General features: G+C 71.3%; 15 protein-coding genes. 4 read left to right on the top strand and 11 right to left on the bottom strand.

The features are described 5' to 3' along the window. Positions 1-65 precede the first annotated feature (65 nt). A complete protein-coding gene (locus R2B38_RS42905) occupies positions 66-533 on the bottom strand; it encodes a hypothetical protein (RefSeq protein ID WP_318021219.1) in 468 nt (155 codons plus the stop codon). Positions 534-632: 99 nt separating this feature from the next. Here R2B38_RS42905 and R2B38_RS42910 point away from each other — a divergent pair, with 99 nt between their 5' ends. Further along, complete coding sequence (locus R2B38_RS42910; protein ID WP_234444375.1) at positions 633-1,103, top strand: cupin domain-containing protein; 471 nt, start codon at positions 633-635, stop codon at positions 1,101-1,103. Between the two features lie 65 nt (positions 1,104-1,168). Here R2B38_RS42910 and R2B38_RS42915 read toward each other — a convergent pair whose 3' ends face one another. Together R2B38_RS42915 and R2B38_RS42920 are read right to left on the bottom strand one after the other, a co-directional pair. Then, positions 1,169-2,572, bottom strand: a complete 1,404-nt coding sequence (locus R2B38_RS42915; protein ID WP_318021220.1) for an aromatic ring-hydroxylating dioxygenase subunit alpha — start codon at positions 2,570-2,572, stop codon at positions 1,169-1,171. Positions 2,573-2,654: 82 nt separating this feature from the next. Beyond that, positions 2,655-2,936: a ferredoxin gene (locus R2B38_RS42920; protein ID WP_318021221.1), complete on the bottom strand. Its 282-nt coding sequence runs from the start codon at positions 2,934-2,936 to the stop codon at positions 2,655-2,657. Positions 2,937-3,142: 206 nt separating this feature from the next. Here R2B38_RS42920 and R2B38_RS42925 point away from each other — a divergent pair, with 206 nt between their 5' ends. Beyond that, a complete protein-coding gene (locus R2B38_RS42925) occupies positions 3,143-4,126 on the top strand; it encodes an NAD(P)/FAD-dependent oxidoreductase (protein ID WP_318021222.1) in 984 nt (327 codons plus the stop codon). A gap of 57 nt (positions 4,127-4,183) precedes the next feature. Here the strand turns inward: R2B38_RS42925 and R2B38_RS42930 are convergent, their stop codons facing one another. Both R2B38_RS42930 and R2B38_RS42935 read right to left on the bottom strand, forming a co-directional pair. Then, complete coding sequence (locus R2B38_RS42930; RefSeq protein WP_318021223.1) at positions 4,184-5,773, bottom strand: FAD-dependent oxidoreductase; 1,590 nt, start codon at positions 5,771-5,773, stop codon at positions 4,184-4,186. An 85-nt stretch (positions 5,774-5,858) separates the two neighbouring features. Continuing rightward, a complete protein-coding gene (locus R2B38_RS42935; RefSeq protein ID WP_318021224.1) occupies positions 5,859-6,413 on the bottom strand; it encodes a VOC family protein in 555 nt (184 codons plus the stop codon). A 137-nt stretch (positions 6,414-6,550) separates the two neighbouring features. Between R2B38_RS42935 and R2B38_RS42940 the strand changes: the two genes are divergently transcribed. Beyond that, positions 6,551-7,027: a hypothetical protein gene (locus tag R2B38_RS42940; protein ID WP_318021225.1), complete on the top strand. Its 477-nt coding sequence runs from the start codon at positions 6,551-6,553 to the stop codon at positions 7,025-7,027. Positions 7,028-7,058: 31 nt separating this feature from the next. Further along, a complete protein-coding gene (locus tag R2B38_RS42945; protein ID WP_318021226.1) occupies positions 7,059-7,565 on the top strand; it encodes a MarR family winged helix-turn-helix transcriptional regulator in 507 nt (168 codons plus the stop codon). Positions 7,566-7,586: 21 nt separating this feature from the next. Here R2B38_RS42945 and metX read toward each other — a convergent pair whose 3' ends face one another. The 6 genes from metX to R2B38_RS42975 form a co-directional block, all read right to left on the bottom strand. After that, positions 7,587-8,732: a homoserine O-acetyltransferase MetX gene (gene metX, locus R2B38_RS42950; RefSeq protein WP_318021934.1), complete on the bottom strand. Its 1,146-nt coding sequence runs from the start codon at positions 8,730-8,732 to the stop codon at positions 7,587-7,589. Beyond that, the gene (locus tag R2B38_RS42955; protein ID WP_318021227.1) at positions 8,729-10,090 is read right to left on the bottom strand and encodes a bifunctional o-acetylhomoserine/o-acetylserine sulfhydrylase; all 1,362 of its coding nucleotides are present in this window, start codon (positions 10,088-10,090) and stop codon (positions 8,729-8,731) included. Before R2B38_RS42955 ends, metX begins: the two co-directional genes overlap by 4 nt. A 295-nt stretch (positions 10,091-10,385) precedes the next feature. Next, complete coding sequence (gene ssuE, locus R2B38_RS42960) at positions 10,386-10,943, bottom strand: NADPH-dependent FMN reductase (protein WP_318021228.1); 558 nt, start codon at positions 10,941-10,943, stop codon at positions 10,386-10,388. A gap of 55 nt (positions 10,944-10,998) precedes the next feature. Next, on the bottom strand, positions 10,999-11,769 hold the full coding sequence (locus tag R2B38_RS42965) for an alpha/beta hydrolase (protein ID WP_318021229.1): 771 nt from the start codon (positions 11,767-11,769) through the stop codon (positions 10,999-11,001). A 1-nt stretch (position 11,770) separates the two neighbouring features. Then, entirely contained in the window at positions 11,771-12,805 is a 1,035-nt protein-coding gene (locus R2B38_RS42970; protein ID WP_318021230.1) for an LLM class flavin-dependent oxidoreductase, read from the bottom strand. Between the two features lie 21 nt (positions 12,806-12,826). Then, positions 12,827-14,563, bottom strand: coding sequence for an FAD-dependent monooxygenase (locus R2B38_RS42975; RefSeq protein WP_318021231.1), 1,737 nt, complete (start codon positions 14,561-14,563; stop codon positions 12,827-12,829). Positions 14,564-14,568 lie beyond the last annotated feature (5 nt).

Here is a 14,568-nt window from a genome sequence, read left to right on the forward strand (position 1 = left end):
CAAGCAGTCGGCCCCTCTTCCGGCATCGCGCCAGGAATGAGGGGCCGAAATAGGCGGGCGGGCTATCAGTGACCGCGATGGACCCAGCCCGCGTCGTGCCAGTAGGTCTCGAGGTTCTCCATCGGCTCCGGCCAGGTCTCGACGTAGGTGACGCCCTCCGGTCCGGCCGTCATGAGGTAGGGGGTTCCGGCCTCGCTGATCCAGAACTCGCCCGGACCGATGGTCCGGCTGCCCTCCTCCCCGTCCTTGCCCCAGGCGACATGGAACGTGCCGCCGAAGACGATGATCAACTCGTCGAGGTTGTGATGGTGGCGGGGGACCGCGAAACCCGGTGCGCACCGCAGGCCGTTCAGGTTGAACGACGGGTCCACCTTCGTCGACCACCACATGTTCCCTTTGAAGGTCTGCTCCATGTCGACCGGAGCGTCGGCCAGGAGACCGCCCTCGTGCCACAGATACGTGGGAGCGGACTGGTCGACCGGCAGCTCGATCCAGCCCTCGTCCGACAGCAGATTGAAGAACTCGATTCCCATGCCCCGATAGTGGGGACCGGGCCGGGACGTGTCATACGCGGATCCCGATGAGCGGAACCTCCCGACGACACGGTGTCCGGCCGTGCGTACCGTCGCCGCGTGACTCTTACATTCGGTGATCTGGTGGAAGACGCGGACTGGGTTCCGATGGGCCTGGAGCAGCAGGGCCATCCCCAGTACTTCTGGAACGACGGCGGCCTGCTGCGGGACGCGCCCGTGGACTTCGCGGCGACGTTCGACGGGGCGATGTGGGTGACCACCAAACCCATCGACGTACCGCACTTCAACCGCAACCCGCTGCGCGTACGCCCGGACTTCACGGTGCCCCGGCACCACCACAACGTCGACGAGATGCTCTTCGTCTTCGCCGGCGAGTACCACATCGAGCACTACGAGTCGGGCGAGCCGCAGACCGTGCGGGTCGGCCCGGGGGACGTCTTCCTCAGCCGGGCCGGCACGCCGTACACGATGACGGCGGGGCCCGAGGGTGTCACCTACATCGAGACCTGGCCCAAGCCGGTGCGGGAGTTGGAGACCTACTGGCACGACGTCGGCTGGGTCCGGCGGTAGGTCGCCGGCACGATCGTGTCCCGGCCCCTGGGGGCCGGGACCACGGATCGGTCGGATCGACCGGGTCAGTCGGTCCAGAGGAACCGGTCGGCGACCCGGTGGTGGTTGTAGACGGTCATCTCCTGCTCCTCGCTCAGCCGGTGCCCGTCGAAGCTGGGGGAGTGCATGCCCACGGTCACCTCCTTGGCGTTCATCAGGTCCTGGGTGAAGATCTCGCCGAGGTCGGCCTCACGGAAGTCCTCGAAGAACTGGGGCTGGAAGTCCCGCTTCTTGTCGTAGTCGGCGACAGGGACCTGGTCCAGGCTGAAGATCTCGAACAGGCAGCTGTCCGGGTCCAGGCCGTTCGGCCGTGCCCGGTAGCCGAAGACCGACCCCTGGTTCGGGAGCAGGATCGTGTTCGGGAAGACGTTCCACGCAGTACCGGCCTCCGCCCACTGCTGGGGCGTGATGTCCGGCCAGTCGTAGCCCTCCGCGAGCGACAACTCCTTGTACAGCTGGAGGTAGTACTGCCCGGCGGTCATCCCCTCCGGCACCTCCGCCGTCTTCAGCGCCTCGGCGGCCCGCCAGCTCCGCTCGTTCTCCAGGCCGCGCATGTCGTCGGCGATGTACTGCACGCTCAGCGCCACGCTGAGCCGTTCGTCGGTCACACCCCCTGTGCCCCGGTTGGCCGGGTCCTTGGCGGTGTCCTTCTTCTTCGGGCCCACACTCGAATAGTGGGCGTGCCGCTCGTAGACCGTCGTGGGCGCCCACATCCGGTTCTCGAGTTCCTTCATCGAGGCGATGTTCGTGTTCGACTTGTCGAAGCGGTAGAGCTGCGGATGCGTGCCCGCCACGTGATAGGCCTCGAGGAATCCGTCCAGCGCGGTCTTCCAGTTGCACGGCAGCAGCACGCTCTTGTGCCACCGGTAGCGCATGTTCTCGAACTGGAACGGCGCGAAGATCCGCGGGATCGGGTCGAGGTATTCGAGGAGCGGTTTCGCGTCGGGGTCCATGTTGATGAACACGAACCCGCCCCACTGCTCCGCCCGTACCTGGACCAGGCCCAGGTCGTCGTCCGAGCGCGGAACGAACTCCTCACGGTCGAGGACCAGCCTGATCGAACCGTCCAGGTTCCAACGCCAGCCGTGGAAGGGGCAGATGAGCGAGCCGACCCGCCCCCGGCCCCGCGCCAGCCGCGTACCGCGATGCCGGCACGCGTTGAAATAGGCGCGGATCGAGTCCTTTCCCTCCCGCACGATGAGGATCGAATGACCACCGATCTCGTACTCGACGAAACACCCGACGCCCGGCAGTTCCTCCAGGCGGCAGGCCAGCAACCACGCGCGCGTGAACACCTTCTCCAGTTCCAGCTTGAGGAACTCGGCGTCCAGATAACGGCCCTTGGGCACGAACGCGCGCGAAAGCCGGTACTTCTCCGGGACTTTGTCGGCGGGCACATCGCCCTCGAACCACGGGACTCGACGGTCCACTTGAGGCTCAACAACTGCAGACACCGGTCACCACTCCTCCACTCGACATGCGTGTACGGCTCCAGGCGGCCGCAAGGTGACGTCAGCCGGCGTCGGGGCCGGCGACCTCGGTCCCGTCGGCGCGCCGCACCACGTGGATGCAGTTGCCCGGGCACTCGTCGGCGGCGTCGATCACATCGAGACGCAGCCGGTCCGCCACATCGGCCTGCGCGCCCTCGGGCGTCAGCAGTTCCCCGTCCTCGCCGTTCTTGACGTAGGCCAGTCCGTCGTCGCCGAACTCGAAGACATCGGGGGCGTACTGGGTGCACAGACCGTCACCCGTGCACAGTTTCTGATCGATCCACACCCGCACCTCATCGCTCACGCGTGTCACCCTCCTCGTCCCCGTGGACGCCGTGCCGTCATCGCGGTGGCGGTGAGAACGACTCTCCACTCGGCGTCCGGGGCCGTCCACCGGCCGTCCCATCAGCCGGGACCTGCGCGAACGACCCTGCTCGGACCGGCCCTACACTCAGCCGGCCGACCGACTCCGCGGCACGCCCCGATCCACTCTCCCCAGGAGGCCGGCCCGTGGCCGAGACCGTGACCACAGACATCCTCATCGTCGGAGCCGGCCCGATCGGGCTCTACGGCGCCTACTGCGCGGGCTTCCGCGGACTGCGGACCGTCCTGGTCGACGCGTTGCCGCAGTGCGGCGGCCAGATCACCGCGCTCTACCCGGAGAAGGAGATCCGCGACATCGCCGCCGTCCCCGGTACCCGGGGCCGCGACGTCGTCACCGCCCTCAAGGACCAGGCCGACGCCTTCGACCCGGTCTACCTCCTCGGCCGCCAGGCCGTCGACCTCACCCACACACCCGAGGGACGCCCTCGGGTCACCCTCTCCGACGGCACCACCGTCGACGCCGGAGCGGTCGTACTGACCGCCGGGATCGGCACGTTCACCCCGCGCACCCTCCCGGCCGGGGAGGAGTTCCTCGGGCGCGGGCTGAGCTACTTCGTCCCGGACCCGGCGGAGCACGCCGACCGTGACGTCCTCGTCGTCGGCGGCGGGGACAGCGCGGTCGACTGGGCCCTCGCCCTGCACCCGATCGCCCGCTCGGTGACCCTCGTGCACCGGCGCGGTGCGTTCCGGGCCCACGCGGCGAGCGTGCGCGAACTGCACGCCTGCGGAGTCGACATCGTCACCAACGCCCAGGTGGCGACCCTCACCGGGGACGACCTGCTCCGCCAGGCGCACCTGCGGGTCGACGGGGAGGAGGAGGCCCGGGTGCTGAAGGTGGACGCGGTCGTGGCCGCCCTCGGCTTCATCAGCAACCTCGGACCACTCGCCGACTGGGGCGTCGAGTTGGAGCGGCGCACGATCGTCGTCGACACCAGGATGCGCACCACGGTCGACCGGGTCTACGCGGCCGGCGACGTCACCGCCTACCCGGGCAAGGTCCGTCTGATGTCGGTCGGCTTCGGGGAGGTGGCGACCGCGGTCAACAACGCGGCCGTCGCCCTGGACCCCGCGCTGTCCCTGTTCCCCGGTCACTCGACCGAGTCCGCCTGAACGCCCGGCTCCCTCCCGAAGAGCCTTGCTCCGAGAGGGAGTTGAGGAGGGCCGGGCCTACCGGCTCTCGTCGGCCATGTCGACGGCGGCGAGGTAGGAGAACGCCATCGACGAACCCACGGGACCGCCCGCGCCCGGGTAGATCCGGCCGGACATCGGCGCCATCGTGTTCCCCGACGCGTACAGACCGGAGATCACCGAGCCGTCGGGCCGGAGCACGCGCGCGTGCTCGTCCGTCTTCAGGCCCCCCTTGGTCCCCAGGTCGGACAGCACGATCGTGGCCGCGTAGAACGGCGGTTTGTCGATCACGCCCAGGCAGGGGTTGGGCCCGTCGGTATGGGCCCCCGCCATGTGCGTGATCATCAGGTCCCAGGGATCCTCACCGCGGCCGAACTGCTCGTCCTTGCCGCCTCGGGCGTACCCGTTGAACTGCTCGACGCTCTCGGTGAGCGCACCCGCGGGCAGGCCGATCAGCTCCGCCAGTTCCTCCAGCGTGTCGGCCCGTTTCAGCACACCGGCGGCGAGGAACTTCTCGACGTCGAACCAGCCGGGTACCTGCGGCGCGACCGGCAGGCCCGCGAACGCCCGCTTGTTGTCGAGCTGGCGCTGGTCGAACACCCAGTGCGTGGGCAGGTGCGACACGTGCGAGGACCGGTGCGCCCTGAGCATCTCGTGGCCGGCGCGGTCGTAGGGGAGACGTTCGTTGAGGTAGCGCTGTCCGGCGGCGTTGACCCAGATGCCGCTCCACACCGACGTGTAGAACACCGGGCGGGTGTCGGGTACGACGAGGCCCGGTGCGAACCACGACTCGTCGAGCAGGTCGGTCGCGGCGCCGATGTCGATGCCCGCGGTGAGGGCGTCGCCGGTGTTGCCCTCGCAGCCCTGGGTCCACTCGTCGGTGACCCCGGGCTGGAAGCGCTCACGCAGCGCGCCGTTCCGCTCGTAACCGCCGGCCGCGAGCAGGACGCCCCGTTCGGCGCGGAGGGTCACCGACTCGCCCTCGCTCAGGGCCTCTACGCCTACGACCGTGCCGTCCTCGACGATGAGGTGCTTGAGCGCGGTGTTCGTGCGCACCGTTCCGTTGCCGGTCTCCATGAACGCGAGCAGGGCGCGGCCGATGAGGGCCTGCCCGCCGATCATCTCCGACGGGACCTCCACTCCCCAGCGCTCCGTCCACAGCGGCCTGCGCACCAGCGGTTCCAGGTCGCCGAGTTCGGAGCGGTCGAGGTTCTCGGGGAAGACCGTGCGGCCCTGGGGCAGGCTCCCGGGGCGTCCCGCGAAGTAGTCGGGCACGCCCTGCCAGAAGAACCGGCCGAACCGCGGGTTCTTCTCCAACTCGTCGATCAGGGTGGGACCGGCCTGGAGGAAGGCCTCCCGCAGCGCGGCCGGCGAGTCGTCGCCGACGATCGCGTCGAGGTAGGGGCGGGCGACGTCGGGGCCGTCCTCGACACCGGCCCGCCGCTCGGCCGCGTTGCCGGGCAGCCAGATCCCGGCGCCCGAATAGGCCGTGGTCCCGCCGACGTACTCCGTCTTCTCGATCACCAGGGTGCGCAGCCCACGGGAGGCCGCGGCGTACGCGCCGACCAGCCCCGCGCCCGAGCCGACGACGATGACGTCGTAGGAATCAGCTGTGCCTTCGCCGCTCATGAGGGTCCCTCTCGTGAAGTGTCGGGCATCGGGCGGACACGGTCGGCTTTGCGGAAGCGGGCCGTGCCGAAAGAGAACAGTGCACTCAGTCGCGGCTTGCGTTCGACGCCGCCTCAAGGTGCGCGAACCCCCGGGCGGCCTCCTCGTCGAGCTCCATGACCTCGACGAAGTGCCCCAGCTCGGCCGTCATGTCGAGGTATCCGAACCGGATGGCACCGCTGTCCCCGTACTGCTTCCACGACCTGCCGCTCGCGGCGACGATCGCGGACGCCTCGTCGAAGTCGTCGACGCGGAAGCCCAGATGATGCAGCGTCGCCGGCTCTCCGGGCCTGACGGCGCCGCGATAGAGGTCGACCATGCCGCCGACCGGGCGGATGATCTCCAGGTTGGTCGGACCGGCGTTGACCAGGGCGACGTCGATGACCCACTCGTCGGCGGGCACCCCGTCCACCACGACGAAGGTGCCGCGCGGGGCGCCGGCACCGGTGGGCGGCAGACCGCCGCCGAGCGACGACTTGAAGTGCTTGACGCACTCGACCGTCCCGAGCCTCGACTCCAGGAACGCGGCCGCGGCGTCGATGTCGTCGGTCACGTATCCGAGCTGCATGAAGTTGCGGAAGAGGTCACTCAACGATCGCACTCGGCACCCCCTTGTCCTGATCGGCCCGGTTGGCCACGGGGAACGACTGTCCCGCCGCCCTTGGCGGTCGTCCATCGCGTGTCCCACCAGACGGAATCGGCCGCGTGGGCGCGGTTGCGGAGTGGCACGCTGCGGTGATGACGACATCGAGTGCGGGGACGGCGCCGGTGAGCGTGGACCGGGCGGCGATCGGGCACCGTCTGATCACGATGCGCAAGTCGGTCGTACAACTCGACTCGCTCGGACGGCTGGACAGCGCGCGCCTGGCGGACGACCCGGGCACCGGACTGGCCGTCGAGCGCGTCCTGGCCCTTCTCAACGACCTCGCTTTCGCCATCAACCGGCATGTCTCCGCAGGGGTGTTGGGCGAAGTGCCGCCGCTCACACCCGCCGCCTCGTTCGGCGCGGCCGAGCGGGCCGGGCTGATCGACGCCGGACTGGCGGCCGCCCTCGCGCCGGCGGACGGACCGCACCACGTCCTGGTGCAGCTGTGTCTGGACGCGGAGCCGGAGGAGGTCGCCGCGGTCGTGTCCGCCGCGCGGTCCGGATACCGGGAGTACGTGCGACAGGTCACCGACTGGATCGGTGCGAGTTCGCCCGGCCGGGCGGTGTGAAGGTTCAAACGGCGGTGACTACAGTGCGACCATGACCACCACGCCACGCTGGCTGGATGCCGAGGAGATGCGGGCCTGGCTCGCCTATGTCGAGTTCTCCACGCTCCTGTCCGACCACCTGAACCGTCAGCTGCGGCGCGACGCGGGGATGACGCACGCCGACTACATCCTGCTGGCCCACCTCTCCTCGATTCCGCAGGGCAGGCTGACCATGTCGGAGCTGGCCGAGCGCCTCAAGATCACCCGCAGCCGGCTGACCCACGCCGTGACCCGCCTCCAGGAGGCCGGTTACCTGGACCGCTACGAGGACCCCGAGAACCGGCGCAGTCAGCTGGCCGAACTCACCGCGCAGGGACGCGAGTTCCTGGAGCGCGCGGCCCCCGGCCACGTCGAGGCCGTCCGCCGCGCGGTCTTCGACGCGCTCACACCCGAGCAGGTACGCCAGTTCGCGGAGATCGGCGAGGCGATCAACGCGGCGCTCCACCGCGAGGAGGCCGCCGGGGACGACCAGGAGGCGTTGCCGTGGCGTCGGCGGTAGGGCGGTTGTGAACTCGGGTCGCTAGCCGACGAGTTCACGCACGAGCGCGGCCACCTGCTCCGTCTCGATCAGGAACCCGTCGTGGCCGTACGGCGACTCGATCACCCGGAGCCGGTCCGCGGCCGGGATCCCCGCCGCCAACTCGGCCTGCTGGTACGGCGGATAGAGCCGATCGGAGTCGACCCCGGCGACAAGGGTCCTCGCCGTCACCCGGCGCAGTGCGGCACGCGTGCCTCCGCGGTCGCGGCCGATGTCGTGGCTGTTCATGGCCTCGGAGAGGGTGACGTAACTGCCCGCGTCGAAACGGCGCACCAACTTGGCGGCGTGATGGTCGAGATACGACGCGACCTGGTACCGGCCGCCGTTCCACGGGTCCTCCGCTCCCTGCGCCGTACGGCCGAAGCGGACCGCCAACTCCGGCTCGCTGCGGTAGGTGACATGGGCCAGGCGGCGGGCCAGACCGAGTCCCGCGCGGGGACCCCGGCCGCTGTCGTGGTAGTCGCCGCCGTGCCAGTGCGGATCCGAACGGATCGCGTGGAGCTGGATGTCGGCCCACGCGATCTGCTCGGCGCTCGCCGCGGCGGTGGTGGCGAGCAGCAGGAGCGCGTCCGTCCGCTCCGGGTAGGTCACGGCCCACTCCAGCGCGCGCATCCCGCCCATGGAACCGCCGATCACCAACGCCCAACGTTCCACGCCGAGTTCGTCCGCCAGGCCTGCCTCCACGGCGACCTGGTCGCGCTGGGTCAGGAAGGGGAAGCTCCCGCCCCAACTCCGGCCGCCGGGGCCGATCGAGGACGGTCCGGTGCTGCCCTGGCAGCCGCCGAGGACGTTCGGCGCGACGACGAACCACCGGTCCGTGTCGAGGACTTGGCCTGGTCCGACGAGCGCGTCCCACCAGCCGGCGGTGGGGTGACCCGGCCCGGCGGGCCCGGCGACATGGCTGTCGCCGGTGAGCGCGTGCAGCACGAGCACGGCGTTCGAGCGGTCGGGTGCGAGCCGCCCCCAGGTCTCGAACGCCAGCCGTACGCCGGGCAGTTCACCGCCCGCTTCCAGCGCGAGGGGCTTCTCCCGGATGTGCCACTGGCGGCGCCCGGGCGGGTCCCCCTCCCGCCAGGCCCCGGAGGCCGGCGGGAGCGGGACCGGTGACGGCGTCGGTACGGTGCTCAGGACGCGCCCTTGGCCGCGCGGAACCCGGCCTCCAGGTCGGCCTTCAGATCGGCGAGGTTCTCGATGCCGACCGACAGCCGCACCAGCCCCGGCGAGGTGCCGGTCGCCGCCAACTGGGCCTCGTCCAGCTGACTGTGGGTCGTCGACGCGGGGTGGATGATGAGGCTGCGTACGTCCCCGATGTTGGCGAGATGGCTGAAGAGTTCCACGGCGTCCACGAACCGCTTGCCGGCCTCGACCCCGTCCCGCAGTTCGAAGGCCAGCACCGCACCAGCACCGCGCGGAAGATAGCGCTGCCCCGCCTCGTACCAGCGGTTGGACTGGAGTCCCGGGTAGTGGACGGCGGCCACCTCGTCGCGCTGCTCCAGCCACTCCGCCAGGGCCTGCGCGTTGGACGAGTGCCGCTCGATGCGCAGGCTCAGTGTCTCCACACCCTGGAGGAGCAGGAACGCCGAGTGCGGTGCGATCGCCGGGCCGAGGTCGCGCAGCAGCTGCACGCGCAGCTTGATGGCGAACGCGCCCGGGCCGAGCGCCGGCCAGTACCGCAGGCCGTGGTAGCTGGGGTCCGGCTCGCTGAAGTCGGGGAAGCGCTCGGCGTGCGCGCCGAAGTCGAAGGTGCCGCCGTCGACCACGACACCGCCGATCGTGGTGCCGTGCCCGCCGAGGAACTTCGTCGCCGAGTGGACGACGATGTCGGCGCCGTGCTCGATGGGGCGCAGCAGATAGGGAGTCGGCACGGTGTTGTCGACGATCAGCGGGACGCCCGCCTCGTGCGCGACGTCCGCCACGCCCCGTACGTCGAGGACGTTGCCGCGCGGGTTGCCGAGGGTCTCCGCGAACAGGGCCTTCGTGTTCGGGCGGATCGCGGCCCGCCAGGCGTCGAGGTCGTCCGGGTCGTCGACGAAGGACACCTCGATGCCGAACTTCGGCAGCGTGTGGCGGAACAGGTTGTACGTGCCGCCGTACAGGGAGGTGCTGGAGACGAGGTGGTCGCCCGCGGACGCCAGGGTCAGGATCGCGAGGGTCTCCGCGGCCTGCCCCGAGGCGAGGGCCACCGCGGCGATTCCACCCTCCAGGGCGGCGACGCGCTGCTCGAAGACGTCCTGGGTGGGGTTGTGGATGCGGGTGTAGATGTTGCCGGGTTCGGCCAGCGAGAACAGGTCGGCGGCGTGCTGGGTGTCGCGGAAGACGAACGAGCTGGTCTGGTAGATCGGCGTCGCCCGCGCCCCCGTCGTCGGGTCCGGCGCGGCACCGGCGTGGACCTGCTTGGTCTCGAACGACCAGGCCGAGGTGTCGGGGCCTGCGGGCTCGTCCTCGGGCGTGTGACCCCCGGTGACGGAGTCGATGGGCTGGCTCATGGTTCTCCCTTGGTGCGGCGTACGTGTGCGGGGTGCGTGGGCGCGGTCGGGGACCGCAGGGCTGTACCCCGCCCGGGCGGGGCGGCGGACAGCGGGGTGCGGCGAGAAGGAGAGAGGGGAGCGGGACGTCAGCTCACGGCGGAACACGCCGTGGTGGTGACACGCACGTAGTCGACGTGGCGGCGGGTCACGAGCACGGTCATGCAGTGAGAGAACCACAGCCGGTGCCCGGGAACCAGCGTGACGTGGGGAGTTGAAACACGACTGCCACAACCACGCCGGCCCCCGGTAGGGATCACGCGGTGGACGCGAGCACCGCCGTACGGCCGCCGAGAGCGCTGGAGAAGAGGTCCGTGACCTGTTCCAGCGCGGTGGCGGTGGCGGGTGCCACGGTCAGGGTGCCGTCCGCGCCGACCGTGATGTCCTTGTCGAGGGTGAACCAGCCCGGCACGATGTGCGAGGGCCCCATGGAACTCAGCACCGGACGCAGCGCGTAGTCGATCGCCAGCACATGGGCCGTGCTGCCGCCGGTGGCCAGCGGCAGCACCGTCTTGCCGGTCAGCGCGTACTGCGGGAGCAGGTCGAGCAGCGACTTCAGCAGGCCCGAGTAGGCGGCCTTGTAGACCGGCGTGCCGATCACCACCCCGTCCGCCTGCTCGAACAGCGCCGTGGCGGCGGCGATCGCCGGATGCCCGAAGTCGGCGCCCAGCAGTGCCTGCGCGGGCAGGGTGCGCACCTCCAGCGGGGTCACGTCATGGCCCTGGAGACGGAGCCGGTCGTCCAGGTGACGCAGGAGTCGGGTGGTGCGGGAGGTGGGGGAGGGGCTGCCGGAGACGGACAGGATCGAGGCCATGACGGGACCTTTCGAGGTCGGGTTCAGACGGAGTACCGGGTGGGCGCGGGCGTGCTCACCAGGCGCTCGACCGCACCGTGAGCAGCGGCCGCAGTTCGTTGCGCAGGGTCTCCAGGAAGGTGACGACCTCGGCGGCCACCGACCGGTGCTGGAGGTCGTTGAGGACGTCGTGATGAGCACCGTGCACGACCGAGAGCCGGGCCCGGCCAAGGGACTTGGCGGTGTGTGCGAGCGCCTCGTGGTCCGCGAGCGGATCGGAGTCGCCGACGAGCAGCAGCACCGGCACGGCGGCCGCACTGTCGGAGGCAGCACTGTCGTAGGCGGCGGTGAGCACGGCCTCCGGGACCGCGTCGTCGAGCGAGCCGCGCCGCACCTCGGTGTCCTGGGTGAGGAGGCCCCGGTGGGCGGGGCAGGAGGTGCGGACGTCGAGTTCCTCGTCCCAGGTGCCGGCGGTGGCGGTGACGGCGGGGGCGCGGCCGGGAAGGCCCGCGAGGATCACGGCGTCGGGCCGGGTGCCCGAATCCTGGCCGAGCAGCGCGGCCACGGCGGCGGCGCCCGAGTCGGCTCCGACGAGGACGAGGGGTCCTGCGACACCGTCCTCGGCGGTCGTGTCCTCGGCGGCGGTCGTGATGCGGGCGGCGAGGGCGGGAAGGTCCTCGGTGTCGAGGTCGGGGGCGTCGATCACGCGGACCCGGTAGGCGTCGGCGGCGAGGCGCCTGCCGAAGCGGGCGTAGGTCGCCCGGGTCTCGCCGCGGCCGGGGACGACGAGGACCGTGCCCCGGACGAGGAGGCCCTCGGGGCCGAAGTAGTCGCTGTACTGGGTCATGTCACACTCCTGCGGATGCGGGTTCGGCCGCCCGCGCGGGCTTCCAGCCCAACGCGGGTGCCACTTCGGTCGCGATGAGTTCGAGGGCGCGGACGGCGGCGTCGTGGTCGGGGACGGCGGGGTTGAACTGGGTGATCAGGTCCGTCGCGACGGGCAGCACCCGCTCCTGCCCGAGCGCCGCGACGATCTCGTCGGGATGGCCGTAGAAGGAGTGGAAGCGGCGCAGCGCCTCGTCCTGGTCGAGGCCCTTGGGGAAGGCGCCGTGCTCCGCCATGCGCTGTGCGGCCCGGTGGACGTCGTCGCCGATCGCCGCGAGCGCGGTGCGCCGGTCCTTGGCCGGGAACACGAAGCGCGAGAGGCCGATGCGTGGCCGGTGCGGTTGCTCCCAGGCGGCCAAGTAGGCGTCCGCCCAGGGGCGTTGGACCTCGTCGGTGGGGGCGTCGAAGCCGTAGGCCGCCCGGTTGAGGAGCAGGTTCGAACCGCCCTGCGCCGCGTACTCGGCGCCCTGCGCGCTGAACACCCCTTGCCAGACACGGGTGTTGAAGTCGCCGGGCCGGGGCTGGATGCGGAAGCCGGGCGTGCCCACCTCGCGGCGGTCCAGGGCCCGGCGCACGATGTCGAGGTTCTCGCTGGTGAGTTGGCGCTTGCGGGCCACGTCCTTGCCGAAGGCCGCGTACTCCACCTCGCTCGATCCGCTGCCCGCGCCGAACTCCACCCGGCCCCCGCTGAGCGTGTCGACGGTGGCGATGTCCTCGGCGAGCCGGACCGGGTCCTCCAGCGGGAGGACGGTGATGGCGGTGCCGAGCCGGATGCGGGTGGTGCGGGCCGCCGCGTGGGCGAGGAACGTCCACGGTGAGGACAGTCCGCCCCCGCCGCCGGGGACGTGGTGCTGGGCGACCCAGCCGACGTCGAAGCCCAACTCGTCGGCCACGACGAAGAGTTCCTGGGCGTTGCGGTAGGTGCGGGCGATGTCGTCGTCGCGGCCCTGGACGTGGGTGAGGAAACCGAGCCGGAAGCGTGGTCTCTCGCTCGTCATGGGGGTGATGGCCTTTCGGTGTCAGGCGGCGGTGGTGACGGGAACCGGTGCGGTTTCGGCCGCCGCCCCGGCGTGCCCCAGCACCTGGTCGAGCACGGCGGCGGCGCCCGCGTCGGGCAGCCGGGTGCCGCGCCAGACGACGTGCTGGTCGGGGCGGATCAGGACGTTGGCCGTGCCGTAGACGGCCCGTGCCGCCGGGTCCGTGAGATGGACGATCGTGAACGGCAGCCCACGCGCGGCGACTTCGGCGGCGAAGGCCCGCTCGACGGTTCGGTCCTCGGTGAGGACGAGCAGGCCGAAGGAGGTGCCGAGACGGTCGTAGAGCGTGCCGCCGCTCGGGTCGACGGGACCGTCCGGCGCGCGGTGGCCCGGGCGCGGGTCGTCCTCGTAGACGTCGGCGCGCCAGGGCTGTTCGGCGTCGAGCTGGCCGGGTTCGTACGAGACGACCGCCGAGGCGTCGTACCGCTCGTCGAAGGCCACCCCGTCGCTGCCGAAGCGGTCCCGGCGCAGCCGTGCGCCGATCTCGGCCCGCCGCCGTACCGCGTCCTCGCCGAGGTCCGCGTCGTCGGGTATGCCGCCGGCCCGGATCTCGGCCAGGGTGGCCTGCGAGCGCTGAGCGCGCTCCAACGAGTGCTCGGCGACGCGCCAGTTGTGCGGGCGGCGCTCCTGGTCGTAGGAGTCGAGCAGACTCGGCGGGGCCTGCCCGTCGAGCACCGCCGCCAACTTCCAGCCCAGGTTGACGACATCGCCGATGCCCTCGCCCAGGTTGCCGCCGGGCGTGCGCACATGGGCGGCGTCACCGGCGAGCAGGATCCGGCCGCGGCGGAACGTCTCCGCGATGCGAGTGGCGTGGTAGAAGGTCGTCGCGGACACCAGCTCCAGATCGATGTCCAGACCGAACGCGGCCCGCCCTACGTCCAGCAACTCGCCCTCGGTGGGCTCGTGTTCGAGCGGGTACGGTCCGGCGTACACCCGCCACTCCCGCGCGCTCACGGCGGCCAGGAAGCCGGAGGCGAGGGTGTTGACGACGATGTTCGTCGCGCTCGGGGCGGGTCCGATCCGGTCCGCGAGGTCGCCGGTGCGGACGATGAGGCGCAGCCGCTTCTCGGTGGCGTGCTCGCCCGTACGGCCGATGCCGGCCAGGCGACGGGTGGTGCTGCTGCCTCCGTCGGTGCCCAGGACGTAGGCGGCACGGATGGTCTGTGAGCGGCCGGAGCCGACCTCCACCACTTCCGCGTCGACGCCGTCCGCGTCCTCGCGCAGACCGGTCAGCTCCCAGCCGCCGGACACGCTGACGCCCTGTTCCGTCAGGTGGTCGAGGAACACCCGCTGGAACACGGTCTGCGGGCGGCGCAGCGCCTCGTCCGCGGAGTGCCCGGCGGCACCACCCTTGTCGGTGAACGACGGGGCGGCCACCGGCACCAGTTCGTGCCCGGCGAGGGAGGTGACCAGCCGGGTTCCCCGGTGCCATTCCGGCGGGTACGTCCACGCGTCCCGGACGCGCTGGAGCAGCCCCCAGCGCCGCAGATGCTCCACGACTCGCGGCGTGTGGCCCATCGCGCCCGCCCGCACCAGCGTCGCGGCCGGGGCGCGCTCCACGACGGCGACCCCGACGCCCCGCGAGGTCAGTTCGACAGCCGCCGCCAGGCCGACCGGGCCGGCGCCGACGACGAGGACGTCGACGCTCGCCGGGGGAGCGGTGGCGGGGAAGCGGACGGTGTGGATGTCGCGGCCCCCCGTCGCGGACAGTTCGGTCATCGCGC

It is taken from the genome of Streptomyces sp. N50, from assembly GCF_033335955.1.
In the GTDB taxonomy this organism is placed as follows: domain Bacteria; phylum Actinomycetota; class Actinomycetes; order Streptomycetales; family Streptomycetaceae; genus Streptomyces.